This window comes from Methylobacterium sp. Leaf112, assembly GCF_001423295.1.
Taxonomy (GTDB): Bacteria; Pseudomonadota; Alphaproteobacteria; order Rhizobiales; family Beijerinckiaceae; genus Methylobacterium.
This window is the reverse complement of record NZ_LMNG01000012.1, coordinates 175,683-195,456: the sequence shown is the minus strand read 5'-3', so window position 1 is coordinate 195,456 and position 19,774 is coordinate 175,683. Positions and strand designations below refer to the sequence as shown.

Sequence of the window (19,774 nt, the reverse complement as noted above, 5' to 3'; positions counted from 1 at the left end):
TGAGCGGGTAGGACTAGTCGGTGATGAAGCCGACCCGGCCGCGATAGGCCGGTCCGAGCGGACTTGCGCCCGCGACGCCGTAGAGGCGGTTCAGGCGTCCGAGCAGGATGCCCTGCGCGTCCTGGGCGTCGACGAAGCCGTCGTCGGGCCGCGCGGGCTGGCGCGCCTCCATGGGCTTGGCGATGTAGGGGGTGACCATGATCATCAGCTCCGTCTCCTGGCGCTGATAGTCGCGCGACCGGAACAGGGCACCGATGATCGGCAGGTTGATCAGCCCCGGCAGCCCCGAGATGGTGGCTTTGTTGCGCTGCTGGATCAGGCCGGCGGTCATCATGCTGGCGCCGGAGGCGAGTTCGACGGTGGTCTCGGAGCTGCGCACCGTGAAGCCCGGTACGGGAAAGCTCGTGCCACCCTGGCCGAGGTTGATCGAGTTCGTTTGATCGATCTCGGTAACATCGGTGCCGACCCGGATCGAAATTCGGTTCTCGGCGAGTACCACGGGGGTGAAAGTCAGGCTGACGCCGTAAGGCTTGAACGCAATGGAAGGTGTGCAGGTCTGTACGCCAACGTTCTGAACGCACGAGAGGGTGGACGGTACCGGAATCTGACCGCCCGCAGTGAACTTCGCCGCTTCGCCGGAAATTGCCGTCAGGGTGGGCTCGGCGAGCACACGGGAGACGCCGGCCTGCTCAAACGCCCTGAGGGTCGCCGTGAGACTCGCGCCACCCGTACCGGTGACGGTGCCACTGAGGGCGTTGCCGTTGGGAAAGGCGCTGCCGTTGAGGGCGAACGGTGCATTGTTGACGAGGTTCAGCCCCGACCAGTTGCCGCTGATGTTGATGCCGAACTGCTTCAGCACCGTGCGGGCGACCTCGACCACGGTCACGCGCAGCATCACCTGATCACGGCCCCGGATGGTGATGTTGTTGATCACCGTGCCCCGGGTCGGGGTGCTGCCTGCGGCGGCGCCCGCCGAGGCGCCGCCCGCGCCCGCAGAGCCGGACTGGCCCACGAAGGCGTTGGCGATGTCGATGGCCTGGGAGGCTTCCGCCGCGGAGTTGACGCTGCCGGACAGGATGATCGAGCTGCCGGCGGTGCGGATGTCGAACCGGGCATTCGCGATGCTCTGCGTCAGGATCTGGCGCAGGGCGCCGAGCTGGAGGTCGCGCGCCACGGTGACGTCGAGGGCGGTGATCTGTCGGCCTTCGCCGTCCATGATGAAGATCGAGGTGGCGCCGTCCTCCATGCCGATGACGAACACTTTGCGGGTCGAGCGCACGACGGCGTTGGCGACCTTCGGGTTGGCGACGAACACCTCCTTGGCGTCGCGCGGCAGGTCGATGACGATGGAGCGGCCCATGGTCAGCTCGATCTTGCGCGAGGTCGCGGCCTCGTTCGAGCCGACGGCGAGCACGGGCGCCGGAGCGAGGTCGGGCACCGGCCGAGCCGTGACCGGACCGGCGAGGAGGCTCGCAAGGACCGGCACCACCAGGATCGGCAGTTGGCGGGTGGCGCTCCGGGATCGGACAATCATCGGTGAAACCCCTGTCATCGCGTTCGCCGGAGCCATCAGCGCCGCGACTGTTGCTTGGAGACGCCGAAGCGCACGACCGTCACGCCACCCTCGCCGCGGGTGTCCGGTGCCACTTCGGTGGCGCGCCCGGAATCGACGAGGCTGCGCAGGGACAGGGAGAGCTGGCCGACCTTCTGGGCCAGGGTGACGATCTCGGCTTGCGCCGGCGTCAGGGCGAGGGTCGTGGTCTCGCCGGTCACGACGTTGCTGCCGTTCTTTTCCTGGACGATCTGGCCGACGGCGAGCACGCGGATGTCCGTGAGGATGGTCTCCGAGATCTGTGTCTCGGACCCACCGGCCTGCATGGCCTCCTCGTCGCGGTAGGTTCGGATGAGGTCGACGTGGTCGTTGGGCAGGATGAAGCCGCCGGCGGAACTCGATCCCCGCGAATCGGTGACGATGGCCACGGCGCGCATGCCGGATGGCAGGATGGCGGCCATGAACCCACCGTCCGAGCGGGCGAGCTTCTGGGGCCGGATCGGCTCGCCGGAGAGGAACCCGGAGCGGGCGATGGAACCTGTGATGTCTTCCAGGCCCTTGGGCTGGCTGGTGCGGGTGATGTAGCCGGGCGTGATGGCCTGATCGGGCCAGGGCTGCCAGCGCAGATCCGCTGCCTGGAGGCTTTGCCCCATCGACAGCTCGGCCGCGGCCACGAGCACGTCGGTCGTCGGCAGGACCGGCGGCGGCGGCGCCGCCAGGATCACGGGAGCCGGGGGTTTGTCGTCGCCGCTCATCAGGTAGGCGGCGAGGCCGCCGGTGACCAGGGCGATGGCGAGGACGGCAAGGCGAGCGGGTTTCATTGCCGGGGATGAACCTGTGGGACGGCCGAGTGCCGCGCCCCGTCACGATGGTCCCGGATTCCTCAAATTAGGGTTAAGAATTCCTGATGAATTGCATGGTCCGCCGGTCACCGCGAAGGCGATGCCGTTCGTCCGCGTCGATCAGAGACCGAGGGCCCGCGTCCAGATCGCCGTCTCGGGCAGGACCATCACCGCCGCGAAGGCCAGCGCGATACCGTAGGGCACGCCCGTGCGCTTGTCGTGGAGGTGGAGGAGGAACGGCATGCGCGACAGGGTCGACCCGACGAACACCGGCAGGGGCTGCGAGCGCAGGGCGAGAATTGCCACCGTGAGCACGCCGCCCGCAAGGGCCGTGAGGGTGAAGTAATCGAGCAGATGGTCGAAGCCGATCCAAAGGGCGGTGCCCGCCGCGAGCTTTGCGTCGCCCCCACCGATATGCCCGAGGGCGAACAGGGTGAAGGTGATGGCCAGCACGAGGGCCCCGGCGCCGGCATGCACCGCCAATTCGGTCCATCCGAACCCGAAGCTCGCGGCGAGGATGGCAAAGCCCGCGATCAGCGCGAGGGTGATCCGGTTCGGAATCAGCATCGTCAGGAGATCGTTGGCGGCAGCGTAGACCATCAGGAACGGGAAGACGAACAGAACGCTCGCCGTACCCATGCTCGCTGTACCCATGGTGGGGCTTTCAGAAGTAGTCAGAAGTAGAATGGGGGTTTGACAACGAAAGGAGGCGCGAACTCGGGAACGCGCCTCCTTTTCGGATCTCTTCCGCGCATCGTCCGCTGGAGCGGATGCGGGGCCCCGTCGTGCCGATCGCCGCTTCGGCTTCAGCTCTGCTTGAGATTGTTGCCGACGTACTGGAAGGTTCCGCTGATCTTGGTCGAGAGCACGTTGAGGGCGGCGATGATCGCGACGGCGATGAGCGAGGCGATGAGGCCGTACTCGATGGCGGTGGCGCCGGACTCGTCGGAGGCAAAACGCTTGAAGATGTTCGTCATGACGCAGGATCCTTGTTCGACCGAGAGGAAATCAGGTGCCGTCGAAGATCGTCACGTTTCGTCCGGCGACAGAAACGACATTGCCCGTCCCACGTTGCAAATCGGTTAAACGACTCGCCGAAACCTGGGCTCGTCCGGTCCGATCGCAGCATGGTAAAGCTATCGTAAAGACTAGACCGTCTGCGAAGATGATGGAGGAGGCGGTTCGCCGGTGTCGTGCCCGGTCACGGCCCGTCCTTAGGGGCCTGTTTACCCTCCCTGTGTTTTGGTGATCCGTCGGCTCGACGAACGCGGTCGACCGCCGCTCCCAATCCGCGCGGGTGCGGTCCCCAGGCACGAGTGATCCCCATGGACGACCGTTCCCCAGCTTTCCGATCCACCGCGTCCCGTGCGGTGGTTCCGTTGCTCGCCGCCCTTCTGCTCGCCGCCGCCCTCAGACCGGCCGCCGCGCAGGCGCCGACTTTGGTGACGGTGACGGTGGACAACGCCAAGGTGATCCGCTTGCCGGAGAACACACAGACGGTCATCGTCGGCAATCCGATCATCGCCGACGTGTCCCTTCAGAAGAACGGCGTCCTCATCCTCACGGGCAAGAGCTTCGGCTCGACCAACCTCATCGCCCTCGACCGCGGCGGCAACATGCTGGCCGAATCCACCATCAGCGTGCAGGCGCCCCAGGCCGCCGTCGTCACGGTGCAGCGTGGCCTGGAGCGCGAATCGTATTCGTGCACGCCCAATTGCCAGCCCTCGGCGCAGCTCGGCGACTCGACGCGCTATTTCGGCGAAGTCAGCGGCCAGGCCGAAGCCCGCCGTGCCATGGCAGTCGGCGGGAAGTAGACCGCCTTCCCCCTTCGCTTCCTCAGAGGGTCTGGTTGTAGGCACCGACCCCGTCGTTCTCGCGCAGCACCCCGTCCACCGCCGCGAACATGGCGTGGAGGCGGTCCTCCGAGATCGGGCTCTCGATCACCACCACGAGTTCGGGTTTGTTCGACGAGGCCCGCACCAGTCCCCAGGTGCCGTCCTCGGTCGCGACACGGACGCCGTTGACGGTGACGAGGTCCGTGATCCTGGCGCCCGCGAGGGTCTCGCCCGCGTCCAACATCGCCCGGAACCGCGCGGTCACGGCCTCGACCACCCCGTACTTCACCTCGTCGGCGCAATGGGGCGACATGGTCGGCGAGCCCCAGGTCTTCGGCAGCGCCCGGTAGAGGTCGGCCATGGAACGCTCTGGATTGCGGTCGAGCATCTCGATCACCGCGATGGCGGTGAGCAGCCCGTCGTCGTAGCCTCGCCCGATCGGTTCGTTGAAGAAGAAATGCCCCGACTTCTCGAAGCCGGCAAGCGCCCCGAGCTCGTTGACCCGGCGCTTGATGTAGGAATGCCCCGTCTTCCAGTAATCCGTCCGGATCGCCAGGGCCTGGAGCTCGGGGTCGGTGTGGTAGAGCCCCGTCGACTTCACGTCGACCACGAAGGTGGCGCCGGGATGCAGCTTGCCGAGGTCGCGGGCGAGCATGACGCCGATCTTGTCGGCGAAGATCTCCGCGCCCTCGTCGTCGACCACGCCGCAGCGGTCGCCGTCGCCGTCGAAGCCGAGTCCGACATCCGCCCCCGTCTCCTTCACGCGCGCCGCGATGGCGTGCAGCATCGCCATGTCCTCGGGGTTCGGATTGTAGCGTGGGAAGGTGTAGTCCGGGTCGACATCGAGGGGGATCACCTCGACGCCCAGGGCCTCGAGAAGTTGCGGCGCGAAGGCTCCGGCCGTGCCGTTGCCGCAGGCGGCCACCACTTTGAGTTTTCGCGAGATCGGTTTCGCCCGCGCCTTCAGATCGGCGAGGTAGACCTGCGAAAACCCCTCGACGAACTCGTAGGCGCCCCCATCCCGGTAGCGGTAGGTTCCACCCAGCACGATCTTCTTCAGGCGGCCCATCTCCTCGGGGCCGAAGGTCATGGGCCGGTTGGCGCCCATCTTCACGCCGGTCCAGCCGTTGTCGTTGTGCGAGGCGGTGACCATGGCCACGCACGGGCAATCGAGGGCGAACTGCCCGAAATACGCCATGGGGGACAGGGCGAGGCCGACATCCTTCACCCGCAGGCCCGCCGCCTGCATGCCGGCGATGAGGGCGAGCTTGATGGAGGACGAGTAGGCCCGGAAATCGTGGCCCGTGACGATGTCGGGGCGCACGCCCATCTCGTGCACGAGGGTGCCGATGCCGAGGCCCAGCGCCTGCACGCCCATCAGGTTGATGTCCTGCGGGAACAGCCAGCGTGCATCGTATTCGCGAAACCCCGTCGGCTTGACCAGCGGCAGTTCCTCGAACGCGAAGGTGTTCGGCACGAGCGCGGCGTGGGGCTTGGGGAACATCGCGGGGCCTCTCCAGGATCTCGATGAGGCTTATCCGAACGGCGTCGACAGAAGAAGTCCGGGCGGCGCTGCCCCCGGCACCTTCGCCTGAAGCCGACGCGTTCGCGTCCATCCGGGGGCCACTGTCCCTCCGGCGTCGTGCGGGGCGGGTCCTTGAACCCGGGCGCCCCCCAGGCTATAGGCGACCCGCGCCCGCCAGACACCCTTGGAGGCACGGGCGCGAATCGGGGTTCGGTTTGGCCGTCCGTTTCGGGCGGCCTTTCGTTGTTCCCCGGCTTGTTTCAATCTTTGAAGGATCACGCCATGAGCGCAGTCAAGACGCTTGAGGCCGTGGCACGCGACCGGGTCGGCAAGGGGGCCGCCCGGGCCGTTCGTCGCCAGGGCCAAGTTCCCGCCGTCATCTACGGCGGCGGCCAGGCCCCGCAGGCCATCGCCATCGACCTCATCCGCACCCGCACCCTGATCTACGCCGGCGGTTTCAAGACCACGCTGTTCGAGATCAACGCCGGCGGCAAGAAGACCCGTGCGATCCCGCGCGACTTCCAGCTCGACCCGGTCAACGGCGTGCCGCTGCATGTCGACTTCCTGCGCGTCGTCGCCGGCCAGTCCATCACCGTCGAGGTGCCGGTGCACTTCATCAACGAGGACGCGGCCCCCGGCATCAAACAGCGCGGCGGCACCCTCAACATCGTGCTGCACACCCTGGCCCTCGAAGTCGCCCCCGATGCGATCCCCGAGGCCGTCGAGATCGACCTGACCGGCCGCGAGATCGGCGACGCCATCCACATCGCCGACGTCAAGCTGCCGGCTGGCGCCACCTTTACGGGTGAACCCGACGCCACCGTCGCCAACGTCGTGCCGCCGACGGTGCTCGGCGCCGAGGTGGAGGCCGAAGAGGCCGCCATTGCCGAGGCCCAGTCGGCCGAAGCCGCCGAAGAGAAGATCGAGGAGGCCGCCGAGGCCGCCGAGGACGAGAAGAAGGAGGACTGAAACTGGGGCTCCCCCCGGTTTCACGTCCCTGAGGATGCCCCGGCCGCGAGGTCGGGGCATTCCTGTTTACAGACCCTTTTCACCTGTTCCCAGACTCCCTCGCTGGTCCGGTTCTCCCTCGTTCGGCAGGAAACGTCGCGCCATGCGCCTGATCGTCGGCCTCGGAAATCCGGGCGCCCGCTACGCCCGCAACCGCCACAACATCGGCTTCCTCGCCCTCGACGAGATCGCGCGGGTGCACCGGGCCGGTCCGTGGCGGAAGAAGTTCCAGGGTGAGATCGCCGAGGCGGTCCTGGGAACCGAGCGCGCGGTCCTGCTCAAGCCGCAGACCTTCATGAACGACTCGGGCCGGTCCGTCGCCGAGGTGCAGCGCTTCTTCAAGATCCCCCTCGGCAGCGTGATCGTGCTGCACGATGAACTCGACCTCGCCCCGGCCAAGGTCCGGGTGAAGCTCGGCGGCGGCAATGCCGGGCATAACGGCCTGCGCTCGATCACGGCCCAATGCGGCAACGACTATCACCGGGTCCGCCTCGGCATCGGGCATCCGGGCGACAAGGCCCTGGTCCACGCCTACGTGCTCAACGATTTCGCCAAGGACGAGGGGCCCTGGCTCGACGATCTCAACCGGGCCATCGCCGACCACATCGCCCTGCTGGCGGCGGGCGAGGATGCGAGCTTCCAGAACAAGGTTCACCTCGCCATGGCGGGGCGCGGCTGGGACGACGTCAAGGGCGTCGGCGAACGGGCGAGTTCGGGCAAGCCCGCTTGAGGCTGCGAATTGACACGAAAACACGGGGACACGATATCGGGTGCGGAACTGGGGAGCGGGCGATGAAGAATGTCACGGTGACAATGGACGACGCGGTTCTGCAACGCGCTCGTGTGGCGGCGGCGCGGGACGGTAAGAGCTTGTCGAAATTCATCGCCGAGACGGTCGAAGTCCGAGTTGGACGTCCGCTCAATCAGCTCGAAGCGCTCGAGCAATTCCTGGCCGGGCCCCTTCTCCCCCTCACCGATGAGAACGGGAAGGCTCCTTCACGCGATGATCTCTACGACTGATCTCGTTTTCATCGATACGAACGTTCTCATCTACGCACGAGACGACCGCAATGCGACGAAGCGCGAGCGGGCTCGCTCCTGGCTTGGAACGGTCGGAGCGAGCGGGCGGGCGCGCACCAATCTTCAGGTTCTCAACGAACTGACTCGGTGGCTCCTGAAGAAGGAGAGCCATCGCTCAGCGGACGACATTCGCTCGGACATCGCGGCCCTGCGAAGCTGGGGCGATCGTCCGATCTCGGAGGAGGACGTGGAATTGGCATGGTCCGTCCGAAACCGGCTTGGATATCAATGGTTCGACTGCCTGCTCGTGGCAGGTGCTTCGCTGGCCGGCTGCCGGTTCTTCCTCACCGAGGATATGGGACACGGCACGGTTTTCGAGGGGCTGACCCTCATCGATCCCTTTCAAGCGTCGCCAAACGACGTGTTTCAACGGAACTGACATCATGGGCTTCAAGTGCGGTATCGTCGGCCTGCCGAACGTCGGCAAGTCGACCCTGTTCAACGCGCTGACGCAGACGGCGGCGGCGCAGGCGGCGAACTATCCGTTCTGCACCATCGAGCCGAATGTCGGCGAGGTGGCGGTGCCGGATCCGCGCCTCGACGATCTGGCGAAGATCGCCGCCTCGAAGGAGATCATCCCGACGCGGCTCACCTTCGTGGACATCGCCGGCCTCGTGCGCGGCGCCTCGAAGGGCGAGGGCCTCGGCAACCAGTTCCTCGCCAACATTCGCGAAGTCGATGCCATCGCCCACGTGGTGCGGTGCTTCACCGACGGCGACGTGACCCATGTGGAGGGCAAGGTCGATCCGAAGGCCGACATCGAGACCATCGAGACCGAACTGATGCTCGCCGACCTCGACAGCCTGGAGAAGCGCCTGTTCGCCCTGGAGAAGAAGGCCAAGGGCGCCGACAAGGAAGCCAAGGAGGCCCTCGACCTCGTGAACCGCGCCCTGCCGCTCCTGCGCGAGGGCAAGCCGGCGCGCCTCGTTCCCCGCAAGCCCGAGGAGGAGGCCCTGTTCCAGACCCTCGGGCTGATGACGGCCAAGCCCGTCCTCTATGTCTGCAACGTCGACGAGGGCGACGCCGACAAGGGCAACGCCTATTCCGACGCGGTGCTGGCGCAGGCCAAGGCCGAGGGCGCCAAGGCGGTCGTGGTCTCGGCCAAGATCGAGAGCGAGATCGCGGTGATGCCGGTCGCCGATCAGGGCGACTTTCTCGAGGCGGTGGGTCTGGCCGAGCCCGGCCTCAACCGCGTCATCCGCGCCGGCTACGAGCTTCTCGGCCTCATCACCTACTTCACGGTCGGCCCGAAGGAGGCCCGCGCCTGGACCATCGAGAAGGGCACGCGGGCGCCGGCGGCGGCGGGCGTGATTCACACGGACTTCGAGAAGGGCTTCATCCGTTCCGAGACCATCGCGTTCGCCGACTACGTCGCCCTCAAGGGCGAGAGCGGCGCCAAGGAGGCCGGCAAGTTTCGTCTCGAGGGCAAGGAGTACGTGGTTCAGGACGGCGACGTGCTGCACTTCCGCTTCGCCAACTGAGCGGGCGCATGACCGGTATCGCTTTCGAGGATTTCACCCCCGGCGCCGTCATCGAGGGCGGGCCGATCACCGTGACCCGCGAGGAGCTCGTCGCCTTCGCGCGCGAGTTCGATCCGCAGCCGTTCCACCTCGACGAGACGGCGGCCGAGGCGACTTTCGTCGGGCAGCTCATCGGCTCGGGCTGGCAGAGCGCCGGCTTCGGCATGCGGCTCCTGCAGAAGCACGTCTTCCGGGGCGCGACCTCCATGGGCTCGCCCGGTGTCCTGCAGCTGCGCTGGCTGCGGCCGGTGCTGCCAGGGGATACCCTCGGCATCTCCGTGAAGGTCGACAGTTGCCGGGCCTCGAACACCAAGCCCGACCGCGGCTTCGTGCGGTTCGACCTGACCCTGCGCAACGGCCGCGACGAGGCGGTGATGACCCAGGCCTTCACGGTGATGTTCGCCCGCCGGGGGGCCACGCCGCTGCCGCCGCGTGTGGTCAATCCCATCGAGCCGAGCGCACCCGCGGAGGGGACCGACGCGGTGCAGCTCGATTTCCTCGCGGATGCCCCCATCGGGGTCGCCCGCGACCTCGGGCATCACCTCTTCACGCCCGAAGCAATTGTGGCCTATGCGAAGGCCTACGATCCGCAGGCCTTCCACCTCGATCCGGCCGCGGCTCGGGAGACCCATTTCGGCGCGCTCTGCGCATCCGGCTGGCACACGGCCGCCGTCTGGATGAAGCGCCTCCACATCACCCGCGCCCGCGACATGGCGCTCTCCGCCCGGTCGGGCCCGGTGCCGCAGCTCGGACCCTCGCCGGGATTCCGCGACATGCGCTGGCTCGCCCCGGTCTATGCCGGCGACACCCTGCGGTATGCCTGCGCCCTCACGGCCAAGCGCCGATCGGCCTCCCGCCCCGGCTGGGGCCTCGCGACCCACCACAACACGGCGGTGAACCAGCACGGCACCAAGGTGTTCGAGTTCACCGGGTCGGTGTTCTGGCAGTGGGCGCCCGTTCACTGAGCGCGGAGGCGGCCTGTTGCGTCGTGTGTCTCTCCGACCAATCGTGTGCCTTGGCATTCACGTCGAGGCGGCGCACACTCGATGTCTTCAGGGGAGATGGAACGTGAGTGTTGCTTCGAAGACCGAACGCACCACGGAGACGATCCGGGAGCGTCACGATCGGCTCCGCCGTCAGGGGTTGCGGCCGGTGCGGATCTGGGTCCCCGATCCGCGTGCGGCCGCCTTCGAAGCGGAAGCCCATCGGCAGGCCGCGGCCGTTGCATCGAGTGCGGAGGCAGCCGACGACCAGGATTTCATCGATTCGGTCTCGCGCTGGGACGATGCGTGAAACGCGGCGAGATCTGGACCGTCTCGGGCGGAAAGGACTATGCTGGAAAACCCCGACCCGTCGTCATCCTTCAAGAGGATCGGTTCGACGCGACCGACTCCATCACGATCTGTGCGTTCACGACCGACCCGACAGATGTGCCCCTTATCCGTCTCGCCGTGATGCCGAATCCCAGCAACGGCCTGCGCGCTGTATCCCGTCTGATGGTCGACAAAATCACGACCGTTCCGAAATCGAAGCTTGGACGGCGTCGCGGGACGCTCGACGCCGTGGACAGCGTTCGGCTCGATCGTGCGCTCGTCGTTTTTCTTGGTCTGACGCCCAGAAATCAGGCCGAAGACGAGAGTTGAGGGCGTCTACGCCGCCGCCCGCCGCTCCGGATACAGCGACAGCAACCCGTCCGCGCTCGCGCGCGCCACGCCGCGCTCGGTGATGATGCCCGTCACCAGGCGGGCCGGGGTGACGTCGAAGGCGGGGTTGGCCACGGGGCTGCCGGGGGACACCACCTCGATGGTCGCGAAGGCGCCGTCGGGGAGGCGGCCGGTGAGGTGCGAGACCTCGCGGCCGTCGCGCTCCTCGATGGGGATCTGGGCCACGCCGTCGTCGAGGGTCCAGTCGATGGTCGAGAACGGCAGGGCGGCGTAGAACGGGATGCCGTTGTCCGAGGCCGCCAGGGACTTCAGGTAGGTGCCGATCTTGTTGCAGACATCGCCCGAGGCCGTGGTGCGGTCGGAGCCGACGATGCAGAGATCGATGCGGCCGTGCTGCATGAGGTGGCCGCCGGCATTGTCGGCGATGACCGTGTGGGGCACGCCGTGGGCGTTGAGCTCGAAGGCCGTGAGCGCCGCGCCCTGGTTGCGCGGCCGGGTCTCGTCCACGAACACGTGGACCGGCACGCCGGCATCGTGCGCGACGTAGATGGGGGCGAGCGCCGTGCCCCAATCGACGGTGGCGAGCCAGCCGGCGTTGCAATGGGTCAGGACGTTGACGGTGCGGCCGGTCCTGGCGTGGAGATCGGCCAGGATCTTGGCGCCGTGCACCCCGATGGCGTGGCAGCTCTCCACATCCTCCTCGGCGATGCGCCCGGCCTCGGCGAACGCGAAGGCGGCACGCTCGGTCTCCGGCACCGTGCGCAGCTTGGCCGCGACCCGGTCGAGCGCCCAGCGCAGGTTGATGGCCGTGGGGCGCGTGTCGGCGAGGAACTCCACCGCCCGCTCGATGCCGGCATCGGACGAATCCTCGGCGAGGCCGAGCGCCAGGCCGTAGGCCGCCGCCACGCCGATGAGGGGCGCGCCGCGCACCACCATGGTGCGGATGGCGGTGCCGGCCTCGTGCATGGAGGCGAGACGCTTCAGTTCGAACGCGAAGGGCAGTCGGGTCTGGTCGATCACCTGCACGGCGGCGCCGTCGGCATCGGGGAAGATGGTGCGGTAGGGCTGGCCGTCGATCTTCATGGCGCGCGTCCGAGAGGTGAGGGGCCGGGCGGGAGGCCGAGCCTTTACGTCAGAACGCCTCGGCGAGGCCAGCCTGTGCGAGCGCGATGCCGGCGCACGTACCATGTTCGCCGGGGCTTCGGGGGAGGGGGCATGCATTCTGCGGACCGTAGGAAGCCGATCCGTTCACGGTCGGAACCCGCTTCACCGTTTGAGAAACTTGACTCGCGGGTGTCGGCGTCCTAACCGAGCCCAATCGATTCCGACGATCCGATCGTCAGCACGAACGCCGACCGGCCCCATGAGGCCGGAGGTCAACGCCCGACAGCGCGATGCGCCCTCGGGCGAGATTCGCGTTGGGGTAGAGGGCGTCGATCCCTCGTTCGTTCGAAAGCCGCATGCCCAACGCCACGCCCGACACGTCGAACACACCGCTGCGCCTCGCGGACGCGGTCAACGACGTCTGCCCCTGGTCGGGCAAGCCGATTTCGGCCGATGCATTGACCCTCTACAACGGCGCCGTCGTGGGCTTCTGCAATCCCGAATGCCGGGACAAGTTCGCCCGTGCGGTGCGCAGCTTCGAGAACGCCCTCCAGGCACGCCGGGCGGCGAGCGCAGGCGTCAACCAGTGATGCGCGACGGCGTGACGAGACGTGACGGAACGGGATTCGCCGTGACGATCCTGGTCCAGGGAGCCTGACGCATGTTCGAAGGCCTGTCCGATCGCCTGTCCGGCATTCTCTCGGGGCTGACGCGCCGCGGCGCCCTCACGGAGGCCGACGTCACGGCCGCCCTGCGGGAGGTCCGGCGCGCCCTGCTCGAGGCCGACGTCGCCCTCGAAGTGGTGCGCGACTTCACCGAGAAGGTGCGCGAGAAGGCTGTCGGTGCCGTCGTCGTCAAATCGGTCACCCCCGGCCAGATGGTCGTCAAGATCGTCAACGACGAGCTGACGGCGATGCTGGGCTCGGATGTCGGGCTCATCGACCTCAACGCGCCCGCCCCCGTCGCCATCCTGATGGTCGGCCTCCAGGGCTCGGGCAAGACCACCACGACGGCCAAGATCGCCCGCCGGCTGGCCTCGCGCGACAAGCGCAAGGTGCTGCTCGCGTCCCTCGACACCCGGCGCCCGGCCGCCATGGAGCAGCTGGCGATCCTGGCGCGTCAGGTCGAGGTCGAGAGCCTGCCCATCGTCGCCGGCCAGTCGGCCGTGCAGATCGCCCGGCGCGCCATGGACGCGGCCCGCCTCGGCGGCTTCGACGTGGTGATGCTCGACACCGCCGGCCGCACCACCCTCGACGAGGCGCTGATGCAGGAGGCGGCCGAGGTCAAGGCCGCCACCAACCCGCACGAAGTCCTGCTGGTGGCCGACGCCCTGACCGGCCAGGACGCGGTCGTCACCGCGCGGGCCTTCGACCAGCGCCTCGGCGTCACCGGCATCGTGCTCACCCGCATGGACGGCGATTCGCGCGGCGGCGCGGCGCTGTCCATGCGCGCCGTCACCGGCAAGCCGATCAAGCTCGTGGGCACCGGCGAGAAGGTCGATGCGCTCGAGGAGTTCCACCCCTCCCGCGTCGCCAACCGCATCCTCGGCATGGGCGACATCGTCTCCCTCGTGGAGAAGGCGGCCGAGACCATCGACCACGAGCAGGCGCTCCGCACCGCGGAGAAAATGCGCAAGGGCAAGTTCGACCTCGACGACCTGTCGATGCAGCTCGCCCAGATGGAGAAGATGGGCGGCATCGGCGGCCTGATGGGCATGCTTCCGGGCATGGGTCAGATCAAGAAGCAGGTCGAGAACGCCAACCTCGACGAGAAGATGTTCGCCCGCCAGCGGGCCATCATCTCGTCGATGACCGCGCAGGAGCGCAAGAATCCCGACCTCCTCAAGAACTCCCGCAAGAAGCGCATCGCGGCGGGTTCGGGGACGAAGGTCGAGGAGCTGAACAAGCTCCTCAAGATGCACCGGACCATGGCCGACATGATGAAGGCCATGGGTTCGGGCAAGCGCGGCATCGGCCAGGCCCTCGGCTCCATGTTCGGCATGGGTGGCGGAATGGGCGGCGGCGGGATGCCGGGCCTGCCTCCGGGCATGCCGGAGCCGACGCCCGAGATGATCGCCGACATGCAGAAGCAGTTCGGCGGCAAGCTGCCCCCGATGCCCCCGGGCCTCGGCGGTGGGGGCAAGATGCCGGGCCTTCCGGGGCTCGGCGGCAAGGGCCTGCCCGGCCTCGGCGGCTTTCTGCCGGGGAAAAAGAGATGAGCGGCCCCGAGACCATGGCGGCGCAGGGGATCGACCCCGAACTCGTGCGCCTGCGCGAGAGCATCGACAATTTCGATGCCGCCCTGATCTACCTGCTCGCCGAGCGGTTCCGCTGCACCCAGCGGGTCGGCGAACTGAAGGCCCGCAAGGGCCTGCCCGCTTCCGATCCCGGGCGGGAGTCGATGCAGATCGCCCGCCTGCGCAAACTCGCGATCGACGCCAAGCTCGATCCCGATTTCGCCGAGACCTTCCTGACCTTCGTGGTCAAGGAAGTCATCCGGCACCACCAGACGATTGCGGCCAATCACAACGCAATCGAAGAGAGAAAGTAGACACCATGTCCCTCAAGATCCGTCTCACCCGTGGCGGCGCCAAGAAGCGCCCGTACTACCGCATCGTCGTCGCCGACGCCCGCGCGCCCCGCGACGGCCGCTTCATCGAGAAGGTCGGCGTGTACGATCCCATGAAGGCCAAGGACGATCCGGCCCGCATCGTGCTGGAGTCCGACAAGATCCAGGCCTGGCTCGCCAAGGGCGCCCAGCCCACCGACCGCGTCCTGCGCTTCCTCGACGCCGCCGGCCTCGCCAAGCGCCCCGTGCGCAACAACCCGCAGAAGGCCGAGCCGGGCGAGAAGGCCAAGGAGCGCGCCGCCAAGCGCGCCGAGAAGGCCGCTGCCCCGGCCGAAGACGCCGCGGCCTGAGGCGCCAGCGATGGCCCGCCGTCCCCCCGGTCACACGCCCCACGGGGACGGCGGACGCCGCGCGCGTCCCGGACGCATCGGCGAGAGCGTACCGACTTCGGCCCACCGACTGAGGCCCGATGCCGATGCGCCCCTGCCCGCCACCGATCCGAGCCTCGTCCAGATGGGCGAGTTCGGCCGGGCGCATGGGCTCAACGGCGAGATCCGCCTGAAATCCTACACCGGCGACCCGCAGGCCATCGCGTCCTACGGCCCGCTCCTCGGCGCCGACGGCCGCCGCATCGAACTCACCGACGTGCGCCAGGCCGGCGGTGCCGCGCCCGACCTCCTCGTGGTGCGGGTCAAGGGTGTGACCGACCGCACGGGGGCGGAAAGCCTCAACCGCCTCGCCCTTTACCTCCCCCGCGAGCGTCTCGGCACCGTGGCGGACGCGGACGAGTTCTTCACCGCCGACCTCGTGGGCCTCGACGTGGTCGATACCGCCGGCACCCGCCTCGGCACCGTCGCGGACGTGCCGAATTACGGCGGCGGCGATCTCCTGGAGATCAAGCCGGCGCTCGGCGGCGCGACGGCGCTGCTGCCCTTCACCAAGGCCTTCGTGCCGGAACTCGACATCGCCGGCGGCCGGGTCGTGATCGATCCCCCCGACGACCTGTTCGCTCCGGCCGGGCCGCGCCCGCCGGAGGAGCCCGTCTAGGGCCGGAACGGCGCTCCCGCACAGCGGCGATCCTCGATCGCATGAATCCGGGCGATCTCGCTTCCTGTCATGCCACTCTGTTCCTGGTCCTTCGATGAAGGGCAGGACAGCGCGAACAACATCGCGACGGGCACACCAGCCCTGAGGCGCCCGCCCTAACCCCGCCCCTCGATCATCACCGCCCGCGCCCGCTCGATGGGCGCCGAGCCCCGCGCCATGGGGCCGTCGAACGGGCGCTCGTGTAGGGCGACGACCCCCAAAGTCGTAACCATGGCGATGGAGAACATGATGAGCGTCGTCGCCTGCGCCACGGGGCGTTCGAGGTGGACGAGGCCGATGGCGACGAGGGTCAGCCCGGCCAGAACCATCAGGGTCAGCCATTTCGATTGATCCCCCTGGGCGTCGCTGAGCGCGAGGCGTTCACCCCGGGCCGTACGCAGGTTCATCACGGCGTCGAGCAGGAGGGCATGGGCGGCCCGGCCCGCCGCCTCGTGCTTGGGGTCGGCCGACACCGCCATCAGGCGACCCAGGGCGGCCCCCGCCACGGGCGACGACAGCCCGTCCGTCATCTTCGGCCATTCGTCCAGGATCAGGGCGTTGGCGTAGGTCACGAGGGCGGCGCGGATCTCGCTCATGTCCGACACCGTGGCGAGGCTGAGATCGTGGGCTGCCAGGAGGTTCGAGCGCTCGTTCTGCACCACCCGCCCCGCCTGACGCTGGCGCTCCCACGCATCGTTGGCGACGGTACCCGTGAGCAGGGCGAGCAGCACCGAGATCGCGGTGAAATAGGCCGGCACCATGCCGGTGCCGAGGCGCAACAGGATTGGCCGGGTCCGGCGCGAGTTGGTCAGGAGCACGAGGAGCCCGGTGGCTCCCGCGAAGACACCGCCCAGGCTGGTGAAGATCAGCCAGACCGGAAAGTCGAGCCACAGGCCGAGGATCACGCCGCGCCTCCCGTCGAAAAGTTCGTCGGGACCGTAGCGCCAAGCCCGCTACCGAAGGGTGAACCGCCCTCAGCGCGGCGTCGGGGCGGTGCGGGTCGCCGTGTCCCGGCAGGGCCGGATCGCGGCGGGCTCCGGCCGGTCCGCGGCGGCGGGGGCCGCGAAGATCGCCAGGTAGCCGACGCCCCCGTCGAGAACCTGCAAGCCGGTCTCCCGGTAGCCCGCGGCGGCGAGTTCGCAGCGCAGCAGGGCCGGCGGCGTGCCGTGGCGGGAGGGAATCGCGTCGGCGTCGACGATGCCGACCCGGCCGCCGGGCTTCATCGCCGCCGCCAGATTGTGCAGCAGGCCGAAGGGCTGGGTGATCTCGTGGTACATGTGAACGAGAACCGCGGCATCGACGGAGACCGGGGGCAGACGGGGGTCGTGCGCCTCGCCCCGCACCACCGTGACGTTGGGGAGCGTCGCCACGCGGCGTTCGAGGCCCGCGAGGTAATCCGGGGTCACGTCCTCGGCGAGCACGCGGCCCTGCGGGCCGACCCGCGTCGCAAGCCGCACGGTGTAGTAGCCGCTGCCCGCACCGATATCGGCCACGGTCTGGCCCGGCCCGATCCCCATGAGGCGCGCGACCTGCCCGACCTCGTCGACCCGGTCGCGCTGCCCTTCCTGGGCCCAGAGCGGCGCGATGATCTCCGCCACCGGCCGGTCGGGTTTCGGGAAGGCGGCGGCCGGGAGACCCGGCGGCCCGAGGGGCTCGGCGGCGTGCGCCGGCACGGGAAGGAGGCCGAGGAGAGCGGCGGCAAGCGGAGCGAAGCGCATCATGCCGGGACAACCGGCCCCGGCCGGCAAAGGTGCCCGCCCGTCGTGCGTTGACCCGCCGCCCCAGCCCGCGTCATGGAGCATCATGACTCAAGACCGCACTGCTCAAGACAGCACGACTCAGGACCCCGCAGACCAAGACAGCACGGCTCAAGACCGCACGGCCTGGCGCGCCACCCTCCTCACCCTCTACCCCGAGATGTTTCCCGGGCCGCTGGGCCATTCCCTCTCGGGCGAAGCCCTGGCGCGGGGCACCTGGACCCTGGAGGCTCGCCAGATTCGCGAGCACGGCCTCGGCCGCCACCGCGCCGTGGACGACACCCCCGCCGGGGGCGGGGCCGGCATGGTGCTGCGCTGCGACGTGCTGGCGGCGGCCCTCGACGCGGCGGCCCCGGGGGACGATCCGCGCCCGCGCCTGCTCATGAGCCCGCGCGGAAAACCCCTGACCCAAGCCCGCGTGCGCGCCCTGAGCGCGGGGCCGGGCGTCGTCGTCGTCTGCGGCCGGTTCGAGGGCGTCGACGAGCGGGTCATCGCCGGACGCGGCCTGGAGGAGGTCTCCATCGGCGACTACATCCTGTCCGGCGGCGAAATCGCAGCCCTGACCCTGCTCGATGCCTGCGTGCGCCTGCTCCCCGGCGTCATGGGCAAGCTAGCCTCGGGCGTCGAGGAGAGCTTCGAGGGCGGGCGCCTCGAATACCCGCACTACACCCGGCCCCGGGACTGGGAGGGGCGAACCATCCCGGACGTGCTCACCGGCGGCAATCACGGTGCCATCGCGCGCTGGCGCGGCGAGGAGGCCCTCCGCCTCACCCGCGAACGCCGGCCGGACCTGCTCGACCCGTCCGAGCGGTGAGACACAAGTCATGGTGGGGCGAATAAGCCGTCTGTAGGCTGCCTCAAACGGCTTTTATCGAAAGCCAACTGAGTTTCATAAAAAGAAACTTGCCCCGACGCCGCGCGCGGTTCACTGCTCCGGGCGGGCCACTCCTCCCCAACGAGGAGCTTTCATCTGTAAGGATGACCACCATGAGCCGACCCACCACGCGCCCCCGCGTGCCGAATTTCTCGTCCGGTCCCTGCACCAAGCGCCCCGGCTGGAGCCTCCAGGCCCTCGAAGGCGCCGCCCTCGGGCGCTCCCACCGCTCGGTGATCGGCAAGGCCAAGCTCAAGGAAGCCATCGACCTCACCCGCACCGTGCTGCAGGTGCCGGCCGATTACCGCATCGGCATCGTTCCGGCTTCCGACACCGGTGCCGTCGAGATGGCCATGTGGTCGATGCTGGGGACGCGCACCGTCGAGGTCGTGGCCTGGGAGGCGTTCGGCCTCGAATGGGTCACGGACGCCCTCAAGGAACTCAAGATTTCTCCGAAGGTCCATGTGGGGGATTACGGCATCCTGCCGGATCTGTCCGCCGTCGATACCCGGCACAACGACGTGATCTTCACCTGGAACGGCACCGCCGCCGGCGTCCGCGTGCCCGACGGCGACTGGATCGCGGCCGACCGCGAGGGCGTCACCATCTGCGACGCCACCTCGGCCGCCTTCGCCATGCCGCTCGCCTGGGACAAGCTCGATGTCGTGACCTTCTCCTGGCAGAAAGTCATGGGCGGCGAGGCCGCGCACGGCATGATCGTGCTCTCGCCCCGTGCCGTCGCGCGCATCGAGGGCAATACGCCGGCCTGGCCCGTGCCGAAGGTCTTCCGCATGGCCAAGGACGGCAAGCTCATCGAGGGCATCTTCAAGGGCGACACCATCAACACGCCCTCGATGCTGGCAGTGGAGGATTACCTCGACACGCTGAACTGGGCCAAGAGCATCGGCGGCCTCGAGGCGCTCTTCGCCCGTGCCGACGCCAACGCGAAGGTGGTCCACGACTGGGTCGCCCGCACCCCATGGATCGGCCATCTCGCCGCCGATGCCGCCACCTACACCAACACCGGCGTGTGCCTCGTGATCACCGATCCGGACGTGCTGGCGAAGGGTGAAAAGGCCGTCGAGGCCGTGGCCAAGGGGATCGCCGACACCCTCGACCGCGAGGGCATCGCCTACGACATCGGCGCCTATCGCGATGCCCCGGCGGGCCTGCGCATCTGGTGCGGTGGCACGGTGGAGGCCTCGGACCTCGAAGCGCTGATGCCGTGGCTCGACTGGGCGTTCGCCGCCGAGAAGGCGAAGCTCGCGCAGGCCGCGTAGGGCCGCCCCCCCCTCTGCGGGGGAGGATGCCGGATTCGTACACCCGCACCGTCGCCGTTCTGAAGGCCCGAAGGGGTTC

24 protein-coding genes are annotated in these 19,774 nt (G+C 68.5%); 16 read left to right on the top strand and 8 right to left on the bottom strand.

Annotated features, from left to right (window positions below; translation table 11 throughout):
- Positions 1 to 13: 13 nt before the first annotated feature.
- From ASF52_RS07670 to ASF52_RS21915, 4 genes are all read right to left on the bottom strand, one after another.
- Positions 14 to 1,534 carry a type II and III secretion system protein family protein gene (locus ASF52_RS07670; protein WP_056170143.1) on the bottom strand — a complete coding sequence of 507 codons (1,521 nt, stop codon included), beginning with the start codon at positions 1,532 to 1,534 and terminating at the stop codon, positions 14 to 16.
- 35 nt (positions 1,535 to 1,569) lie between these two features.
- The gene (gene cpaB / locus ASF52_RS07665) at positions 1,570 to 2,373 is read right to left on the bottom strand and encodes a Flp pilus assembly protein CpaB (protein WP_056170140.1); all 804 of its coding nucleotides are present in this window, start codon (positions 2,371 to 2,373) and stop codon (positions 1,570 to 1,572) included.
- Between the two features lie 141 nt (positions 2,374 to 2,514).
- Positions 2,515 to 3,048, bottom strand: coding sequence for an A24 family peptidase (locus ASF52_RS07660; RefSeq protein WP_244473738.1), 534 nt, complete (start codon positions 3,046 to 3,048; stop codon positions 2,515 to 2,517).
- A gap of 152 nt (positions 3,049 to 3,200) precedes the next feature.
- Positions 3,201 to 3,371 carry a Flp family type IVb pilin gene (locus ASF52_RS21915; protein ID WP_082483432.1) on the bottom strand — a complete coding sequence of 57 codons (171 nt, stop codon included), beginning with the start codon at positions 3,369 to 3,371 and terminating at the stop codon, positions 3,201 to 3,203.
- 348 nt (positions 3,372 to 3,719) lie between these two features.
- On the opposite strand from ASF52_RS21915, the gene ASF52_RS07655 reads away from it, so the two are divergent.
- Positions 3,720 to 4,208 carry a pilus assembly protein N-terminal domain-containing protein gene (locus ASF52_RS07655; protein ID WP_056170134.1) on the top strand — a complete coding sequence of 163 codons (489 nt, stop codon included), beginning with the start codon at positions 3,720 to 3,722 and terminating at the stop codon, positions 4,206 to 4,208.
- Between the two features lie 22 nt (positions 4,209 to 4,230).
- Here the strand turns inward: ASF52_RS07655 and ASF52_RS07650 are convergent, their stop codons facing one another.
- Positions 4,231 to 5,733, bottom strand: a complete 1,503-nt coding sequence (locus ASF52_RS07650) for a phosphomannomutase/phosphoglucomutase (protein ID WP_056170129.1) — start codon at positions 5,731 to 5,733, stop codon at positions 4,231 to 4,233.
- Positions 5,734 to 6,036: 303 nt separating this feature from the next.
- Here ASF52_RS07650 and ASF52_RS07645 point away from each other — a divergent pair, with 303 nt between their 5' ends.
- The 8 genes from ASF52_RS07645 to ASF52_RS07610 all read left to right on the top strand — a co-directional run bounded on the left by ASF52_RS07645 (position 6,037) and on the right by ASF52_RS07610 (position 11,005).
- Complete coding sequence (locus ASF52_RS07645; RefSeq protein ID WP_056170127.1) at positions 6,037 to 6,723, top strand: 50S ribosomal protein L25/general stress protein Ctc; 687 nt, start codon at positions 6,037 to 6,039, stop codon at positions 6,721 to 6,723.
- Between the two features lie 142 nt (positions 6,724 to 6,865).
- Positions 6,866 to 7,492: an aminoacyl-tRNA hydrolase gene (gene pth, locus ASF52_RS07640; protein ID WP_056170124.1), complete on the top strand. Its 627-nt coding sequence runs from the start codon at positions 6,866 to 6,868 to the stop codon at positions 7,490 to 7,492.
- Positions 7,493 to 7,554: 62 nt separating this feature from the next.
- Positions 7,555 to 7,782: a hypothetical protein gene (locus ASF52_RS07635; RefSeq protein ID WP_056170121.1), complete on the top strand. Its 228-nt coding sequence runs from the start codon at positions 7,555 to 7,557 to the stop codon at positions 7,780 to 7,782.
- Positions 7,766 to 8,221: a PIN domain-containing protein gene (locus ASF52_RS07630; RefSeq protein WP_056170117.1), complete on the top strand. Its 456-nt coding sequence runs from the start codon at positions 7,766 to 7,768 to the stop codon at positions 8,219 to 8,221. Before ASF52_RS07635 ends, ASF52_RS07630 begins: the two co-directional genes overlap by 17 nt.
- Before the next feature lie 4 nt (positions 8,222 to 8,225).
- A complete protein-coding gene (ychF, locus tag ASF52_RS07625) occupies positions 8,226 to 9,323 on the top strand; it encodes a redox-regulated ATPase YchF (protein WP_056170114.1) in 1,098 nt (365 codons plus the stop codon).
- An 8-nt stretch (positions 9,324 to 9,331) separates the two neighbouring features.
- Positions 9,332 to 10,327, top strand: coding sequence for a MaoC family dehydratase (locus ASF52_RS07620; protein WP_056170111.1), 996 nt, complete (start codon positions 9,332 to 9,334; stop codon positions 10,325 to 10,327).
- 103 nt (positions 10,328 to 10,430) lie between these two features.
- On the top strand, positions 10,431 to 10,655 hold the full coding sequence (locus tag ASF52_RS07615) for an antitoxin MazE family protein (protein WP_056170108.1): 225 nt from the start codon (positions 10,431 to 10,433) through the stop codon (positions 10,653 to 10,655).
- Complete coding sequence (locus ASF52_RS07610) at positions 10,652 to 11,005, top strand: type II toxin-antitoxin system PemK/MazF family toxin (protein ID WP_056170106.1); 354 nt, start codon at positions 10,652 to 10,654, stop codon at positions 11,003 to 11,005. Before ASF52_RS07615 ends, ASF52_RS07610 begins: the two co-directional genes overlap by 4 nt.
- 6 nt (positions 11,006 to 11,011) lie before the next feature.
- On the opposite strand, the gene mtnA is transcribed toward ASF52_RS07610, so the two are convergent.
- Positions 11,012 to 12,109: an S-methyl-5-thioribose-1-phosphate isomerase gene (gene mtnA / locus ASF52_RS07605; RefSeq protein ID WP_056170103.1), complete on the bottom strand. Its 1,098-nt coding sequence runs from the start codon at positions 12,107 to 12,109 to the stop codon at positions 11,012 to 11,014.
- A gap of 377 nt (positions 12,110 to 12,486) precedes the next feature.
- Here mtnA and ASF52_RS07600 point away from each other — a divergent pair, with 377 nt between their 5' ends.
- The 5 genes from ASF52_RS07600 to rimM all read left to right on the top strand — a co-directional run bounded on the left by ASF52_RS07600 (position 12,487) and on the right by rimM (position 15,745).
- A complete protein-coding gene (locus tag ASF52_RS07600; RefSeq protein ID WP_056170100.1) occupies positions 12,487 to 12,720 on the top strand; it encodes a hypothetical protein in 234 nt (77 codons plus the stop codon).
- Between the two features lie 71 nt (positions 12,721 to 12,791).
- Positions 12,792 to 14,348 carry a signal recognition particle protein gene (ffh, locus tag ASF52_RS07595; RefSeq protein ID WP_056170097.1) on the top strand — a complete coding sequence of 519 codons (1,557 nt, stop codon included), beginning with the start codon at positions 12,792 to 12,794 and terminating at the stop codon, positions 14,346 to 14,348.
- Entirely contained in the window at positions 14,345 to 14,680 is a 336-nt protein-coding gene (locus tag ASF52_RS07590; RefSeq protein WP_443136662.1) for a chorismate mutase, read from the top strand. The genes ffh and ASF52_RS07590 overlap by 4 nt, the downstream gene beginning before the upstream one ends.
- A gap of 5 nt (positions 14,681 to 14,685) precedes the next feature.
- Positions 14,686 to 15,048 carry a 30S ribosomal protein S16 gene (gene rpsP / locus ASF52_RS07585; protein WP_056170094.1) on the top strand — a complete coding sequence of 121 codons (363 nt, stop codon included), beginning with the start codon at positions 14,686 to 14,688 and terminating at the stop codon, positions 15,046 to 15,048.
- Positions 15,049 to 15,211: 163 nt separating this feature from the next.
- Positions 15,212 to 15,745 carry a ribosome maturation factor RimM gene (gene rimM, locus ASF52_RS07580; RefSeq protein ID WP_443136667.1) on the top strand — a complete coding sequence of 178 codons (534 nt, stop codon included), beginning with the start codon at positions 15,212 to 15,214 and terminating at the stop codon, positions 15,743 to 15,745.
- 155 nt (positions 15,746 to 15,900) lie between these two features.
- Here the strand turns inward: rimM and ASF52_RS07575 are convergent, their stop codons facing one another.
- Positions 15,901 to 16,689, bottom strand: coding sequence for a bestrophin-like domain (locus tag ASF52_RS07575; protein ID WP_056170087.1), 789 nt, complete (start codon positions 16,687 to 16,689; stop codon positions 15,901 to 15,903).
- 69 nt (positions 16,690 to 16,758) lie between these two features.
- A complete protein-coding gene (locus ASF52_RS07570) occupies positions 16,759 to 17,505 on the bottom strand; it encodes a class I SAM-dependent methyltransferase (RefSeq protein ID WP_056170684.1) in 747 nt (248 codons plus the stop codon).
- Between the two features lie 82 nt (positions 17,506 to 17,587).
- Between ASF52_RS07570 and trmD the strand changes: the two genes are divergently transcribed.
- Positions 17,588 to 18,355, top strand: a complete 768-nt coding sequence (gene trmD, locus ASF52_RS07565) for a tRNA (guanosine(37)-N1)-methyltransferase TrmD (protein WP_082502556.1) — start codon at positions 17,588 to 17,590, stop codon at positions 18,353 to 18,355.
- A 173-nt stretch (positions 18,356 to 18,528) separates the two neighbouring features.
- A complete protein-coding gene (locus ASF52_RS07560) occupies positions 18,529 to 19,695 on the top strand; it encodes a phosphoserine transaminase (protein ID WP_082483454.1) in 1,167 nt (388 codons plus the stop codon).
- The last annotated feature ends 79 nt before the right edge of the window (positions 19,696 to 19,774 follow it).

What these genes read in the sequence shown, in the direction of transcription:
- ASF52_RS07670 (WP_056170143.1), bottom strand. Translation starts at nt 1,534, where the DNA reads ATGATTGTCCGATCCCGGAGCGCCACCCGCCAACTGCCGATCCTGGTG.
- cpaB (WP_056170140.1), bottom strand. Translation starts at nt 2,373, where the DNA reads ATGAAACCCGCTCGCCTTGCCGTCCTCGCCATCGCCCTGGTCACCGGC.
- ASF52_RS07660 (WP_244473738.1), bottom strand. Translation starts at nt 3,048, where the DNA reads ATGGGTACAGCGAGCATGGGTACGGCGAGCGTTCTGTTCGTCTTCCCG.
- ASF52_RS21915 (WP_082483432.1), bottom strand. Translation starts at nt 3,371, where the DNA reads ATGACGAACATCTTCAAGCGTTTTGCCTCCGACGAGTCCGGCGCCACC.
- ASF52_RS07655 (WP_056170134.1), top strand. Translation starts at nt 3,720, where the DNA reads ATGGACGACCGTTCCCCAGCTTTCCGATCCACCGCGTCCCGTGCGGTG.
- ASF52_RS07650 (WP_056170129.1), bottom strand. Translation starts at nt 5,733, where the DNA reads ATGTTCCCCAAGCCCCACGCCGCGCTCGTGCCGAACACCTTCGCGTTC.
- ASF52_RS07645 (WP_056170127.1), top strand. Translation starts at nt 6,037, where the DNA reads ATGAGCGCAGTCAAGACGCTTGAGGCCGTGGCACGCGACCGGGTCGGC.
- pth (WP_056170124.1), top strand. Translation starts at nt 6,866, where the DNA reads ATGCGCCTGATCGTCGGCCTCGGAAATCCGGGCGCCCGCTACGCCCGC.
- ASF52_RS07635 (WP_056170121.1), top strand. Translation starts at nt 7,555, where the DNA reads ATGAAGAATGTCACGGTGACAATGGACGACGCGGTTCTGCAACGCGCT.
- ASF52_RS07630 (WP_056170117.1), top strand. Translation starts at nt 7,766, where the DNA reads ATGATCTCTACGACTGATCTCGTTTTCATCGATACGAACGTTCTCATC.
- ychF (WP_056170114.1), top strand. Translation starts at nt 8,226, where the DNA reads ATGGGCTTCAAGTGCGGTATCGTCGGCCTGCCGAACGTCGGCAAGTCG.
- ASF52_RS07620 (WP_056170111.1), top strand. Translation starts at nt 9,332, where the DNA reads ATGACCGGTATCGCTTTCGAGGATTTCACCCCCGGCGCCGTCATCGAG.
- mtnA (WP_056170103.1), bottom strand. Translation starts at nt 12,109, where the DNA reads ATGAAGATCGACGGCCAGCCCTACCGCACCATCTTCCCCGATGCCGAC.
- ASF52_RS07600 (WP_056170100.1), top strand. Translation starts at nt 12,487, where the DNA reads ATGCCCAACGCCACGCCCGACACGTCGAACACACCGCTGCGCCTCGCG.
- ffh (WP_056170097.1), top strand. Translation starts at nt 12,792, where the DNA reads ATGTTCGAAGGCCTGTCCGATCGCCTGTCCGGCATTCTCTCGGGGCTG.
- ASF52_RS07590 (WP_443136662.1), top strand. Translation starts at nt 14,345, where the DNA reads ATGAGCGGCCCCGAGACCATGGCGGCGCAGGGGATCGACCCCGAACTC.
- rpsP (WP_056170094.1), top strand. Translation starts at nt 14,686, where the DNA reads ATGTCCCTCAAGATCCGTCTCACCCGTGGCGGCGCCAAGAAGCGCCCG.
- rimM (WP_443136667.1), top strand. Translation starts at nt 15,212, where the DNA reads ATGGGCGAGTTCGGCCGGGCGCATGGGCTCAACGGCGAGATCCGCCTG.
- ASF52_RS07570 (WP_056170684.1), bottom strand. Translation starts at nt 17,505, where the DNA reads ATGATGCGCTTCGCTCCGCTTGCCGCCGCTCTCCTCGGCCTCCTTCCC.
- trmD (WP_082502556.1), top strand. Translation starts at nt 17,588, where the DNA reads ATGACTCAAGACCGCACTGCTCAAGACAGCACGACTCAGGACCCCGCA.
- ASF52_RS07560 (WP_082483454.1), top strand. Translation starts at nt 18,529, where the DNA reads ATGAGCCGACCCACCACGCGCCCCCGCGTGCCGAATTTCTCGTCCGGT.